4 protein-coding genes and 1 pseudogene are annotated in these 3,693 nt (G+C 66.3%); 2 read left to right on the top strand and 3 right to left on the bottom strand.

Annotated features, from left to right (window positions below; all coding sequences use genetic code 11):
- Positions 1 to 2: 2 nt before the first annotated feature.
- Positions 3 to 548, top strand: a complete 546-nt coding sequence (rplI, locus tag JHD07_RS34370; RefSeq protein ID WP_291630248.1) for a 50S ribosomal protein L9 — start codon at positions 3 to 5, stop codon at positions 546 to 548.
- A gap of 113 nt (positions 549 to 661) precedes the next feature.
- On the opposite strand, the gene JHD07_RS34365 is transcribed toward rplI, so the two are convergent.
- The 3 genes from JHD07_RS34365 to JHD07_RS34355 form a co-directional block, all read right to left on the bottom strand.
- The gene (locus JHD07_RS34365) at positions 662 to 1,129 is read right to left on the bottom strand and encodes a PaaI family thioesterase (protein ID WP_291630246.1); all 468 of its coding nucleotides are present in this window, start codon (positions 1,127 to 1,129) and stop codon (positions 662 to 664) included.
- Positions 1,130 to 1,146: 17 nt separating this feature from the next.
- A complete protein-coding gene (locus tag JHD07_RS34360; protein WP_291630244.1) occupies positions 1,147 to 1,737 on the bottom strand; it encodes a TetR/AcrR family transcriptional regulator in 591 nt (196 codons plus the stop codon).
- Positions 1,738 to 1,834: 97 nt separating this feature from the next.
- Positions 1,835 to 2,713 carry a hypothetical protein gene (locus tag JHD07_RS34355; protein ID WP_291630242.1) on the bottom strand — a complete coding sequence of 293 codons (879 nt, stop codon included), beginning with the start codon at positions 2,711 to 2,713 and terminating at the stop codon, positions 1,835 to 1,837.
- Between the two features lie 178 nt (positions 2,714 to 2,891).
- Here JHD07_RS34355 and JHD07_RS34350 point away from each other — a divergent pair.
- Positions 2,892 to 3,069 (top strand): annotated as a pseudogene (locus JHD07_RS34350) (SAM-dependent methyltransferase); the annotation flags it as partial.
- Positions 3,070 to 3,693 lie beyond the last annotated feature (624 nt).

The raw sequence follows: 3,693 nt of genomic DNA, 5'->3' as shown, positions 1-3,693 counted from the left end.
TCGTGAAGGTTCGCGATGGCTACGCCCGCAATTTCCTGCTCAAGCGCGGCAAGGCGCTGCGTGCCACCGCCGACAACCGGTCCAAGTATGACGGGATGAAGGCCGAGCTCGAAGCCCGCAACCTCGCCTCGAAGGCCGAGGCGTCCAAGGTCGCCGAGAAGATCGAAGGCAAGAACATCATCGTGATCCGCCAGGCGTCGGAAGCCGGCCAGCTGTTCGGCTCGGTCAACGTGCGTGACATCGTCATCGCGTTCGAAGCCGACGGCGTTTCGCTGGCTCGCCCACAAATCCAGCTCGATGCGCCGATCAAGACCATCGGCAAGCACACGATCACCGTCGCCGTGCACCCCGAGGTCGAGGTCGAGATCACCGTGACGGTCGCGCGCAGCCAGGACGAGGCCGAGCGCATCAACCGCGGCGAGGATATCTCGACCCGCAACGAGGACCGCGACGCGGCCGCCGAGGCGATCGCCGCCGCCGGCGAGTTCTTCGATCCGGACGCCCAGCTCGACGACGAAGCACCAGCGCCGGCCGCGGAAGAGAAGTAAGACACAACTCGTCATGCGCGGGCTTGACCCGCGCATGCATCGTCAAAGAGACTTCTTGATGGATTGCCGGGTCAAGCCCGGCAACGACAAAGAAATAACGAAGCCCGGCTGCCTCAGGCGGCCGGGCTTTTCGTTTTGACCGCGACGTCCTCGCTGAGCATCGCAATCGAAGCCAGCGCGGTCGCGGTGTGCTTCTCGATCCCATCGCTGAGACAGAACACATCGGCCGCGACCACCGCGACCTGGCGGCCGGGCTTGATCACGCGGGCACGGCAGATCAGCTTCTCGCCGACCGCAGGCGACAACAGATTGAGCTTGTACTCCGCCGTCAGCGCAGACTGACCGCGCGACGTGGCGGCCGCGATCGTCGTGGCGTTGTCGACGAGGAAGGCGGTCACGCCGCCATGAAAGAAACCGTGCTGCTGCAACAGCTCCGGCCGGCGCTCCACAGCGATGGTGCAGGTGCCACGCGACAATTCCAAGAGCTCGGCGCCGACCAGGTTCATGAAACCCTGCCGGCCGACATTGCTGTGGATGCGCTCCGCAATCGGCGCGAATTCCGGATCAGCTTCGCTGGCCATGCAGTCTCTCCCTATTGCTAGTTGATCCGCTCGCACGGCCTCAGTGCCCGATTGGCGCAGGCGATCAGCGTGTCCGCCTCAACGCGCGGATCGGTGCGGTCGCGCCCCGACAGGAAGGCGCGGCAGAAGATCTGCGCCGGGCCAATCAGTTGGCTGATGAACATCACCGGCGTCATCGGGAGAAGCTCGCCGCTTGCGACCAGCGGCGCGCGCCAGCGCTCGATGCCGTCAGCAAGGCACGCATTCTGTGCGCGCTGGGCGTCGCGAATGTCCTCTGTCCATTCGCTGCGCGAGATCTCGAAGAGGTAGCGCGCCTCGCGCCGGCAGGTCGCGACCCAATCGAGATGCGCCCGGATCAGGCGATCGATGCCCTGCTCGGCGCCGGGCAGCGGATCGAGCGCGGCCAGCACCGCGGCGTGATAGTGCCGCAAGACCTCCAGGAACAGCGCGCCGGCGAGCTCATTCTTCGAGCCGAAGACGTGAAAGAAGCTGCCATTGGAGGTGCGCGCCCGGGTGCGGATCGCGGCGACCGTCGCCGCCTCGAAGCCGACGCGGTCGAAGACCACCAGCCCGGCTGCCAAAAGATCGTCCCGCACGCTGGTTGCCACCGCGCCCTCCTGGAGTACTACTCTAGAGTAATGCTCCACGCCAGGTCAATATGATACGGAAGCCGCGATGGACGCGGCCTTCGATCGTGTTGGTTACTTAGCGCGAGATCGGCGGGGCAGGAGATCCGGAGGGCGCGGGCGGCGCCGGCGGCGGAGCGGCGGCGGCCGCGGGCGGCGCCTGCTCCTGCGGCTTGGGTGCCGGAGCCGGCTCGGAGCTGGCGGCAGGTTTCGGAGAAGCCTCTTCGACCGGCTTGGGCGCGACCGGCTCGGCGGGCTTGGCGGCGGCTGGAGCCGCGGGCGTCACCTGCGGGACCGGATCGGGACGTGGCGCCGGTGTATCGCTGCTGCTGCGGGAGCTGCTCTCCGGCTTGGGCTCGGCGGATGCCTTGCCGCTGTCGGGCTCGGTCTTCGGTTCGCTCTTCTTGTCTGCGCTCGCAGGCGCGGCTGAATCGACCTTCGGGGCGTCCTCAGTGCCGGGCTGGACGCGGCGCTTGCCCTTGCGTCCCTCGGGCGCGGCCTGGCCCTCCGGCTTCGCGCCTTCCTCGGCGGGCCGCGTGGCGCGCCTCTGGCGCGCGCCTTCCGCAGCGGGAGCCGCAGCCTCGCCCTCAGGCCTGGCCGCATCCTGCGCGCGCGGGCGGCGGCCCTGATGCTCGGGATTGCTGCCCGCGTCCTTCTTGCCGTCCTTGGCCTGGTAGCGCGTGTCGGTGGCGCCGTTGGAGATCAGATAGGTCGCAAGGACGCCTGCCATGTCCGAGCTCGTGGTGTAGTGCTGGCGCAGGAATCCCGGCAGCGAACCCGGCGCCACGGATTTTAGAAGTCCGCGCGGGCTCTTGTGGCAGACATTGCAGGTCTGGTTGAAAAGCTGGGAGGGCGTCTTGCCGGCCTCGAGGTTCGTCGCCTGCGCGAGAACGGAATCGGCCGCACCGAACCCGATCAGAAGCAACACCGTCGCGAGGCTGAGCGCTCGGCTCGACATTCAAATCATCTCCGTTGAATTTTGCGCCAATGCAGCCGGCATCGGCGCGGCGGCGGTCACCTTTTAACCGATTGAGCTGCGAATGGAAGGCTCCACGCGCGCGGATGTGAACAAGCGCTTTTTCGAATATCGGCTTAAAATACAGCACAATAGCGCGGCCAAAACCGGCTCACTGGATCTGGCTGCCTGCGCGATGGCGTGCCGCAAGCAAGCCATGTGAACTTGCGGATCCAGCTCACCCACCGGCAGGGCATCGTGCCGATGACCCGCGACTACATCGCGCGGGAGGACGCCCGGCCGCGGCCGCCGGAGGCGCGACCAGACCCAGGCTCAAGCTGGCGGGTAACAGGTCTTAGTGACGCAGGGTCGAGATCCGGGAGGCCGGAAAAGCGGTCGACAACGCCAGTTGGGCACGCAACTCCAGCAAGATCTCGGGTGCGACCGGCTGGCGACGCACCTCAGGCCGTTCCGCTTGCTTCATGGCCGCTATCAGCCCCGACAGCCAACGCCGGCTGCCTGCCTCACTTCGCCAATCCTGCTGCTGCCGTTCTGGCCGCATTGGTCGCCTCGTTTTCTTGTCGGCGGAAAAGAGATAATCCCGGGCCCGCCCCCCAGTTCCGGCAATACCCCCGAAAGAATCCGGGGAGATGTGATCTGCTTCACATAAGTCTGGCCGGGCCTGGCTTAGACCGTCGCCATGAGCAAAGAGACCCAAACCTCATTCGACGTGCAGGACGACCTCCGCACCGATTACGCCCTGATCGTTACCGGCGTTGGGGCGGCCCTGGTTGCGCTGGTCTATCTCCTGCTGGTGTGAAGCCGAGCCGAACGCGTCCGGCGTGCGTCATTTCGCGCGCCTCTCAATGGGTCTGCGCGCCCGCCGACAGGGTTCATGGATTTCAGGATTTCTCCCTAGTGCGCCTGCGGTCGTCTCCCGGACGCGAGAGTTCCGCAAAAATCCGTCAAGCGCGGCGCACGCT

Source organism: Bradyrhizobium sp. (assembly GCF_016462955.1).
GTDB lineage: Bacteria > Pseudomonadota > Alphaproteobacteria > Rhizobiales > Xanthobacteraceae > Bradyrhizobium.
The sequence above is the reverse complement of the archived record's forward strand: the minus strand, read 5'-3'. Positions and strand labels throughout refer to the sequence as shown.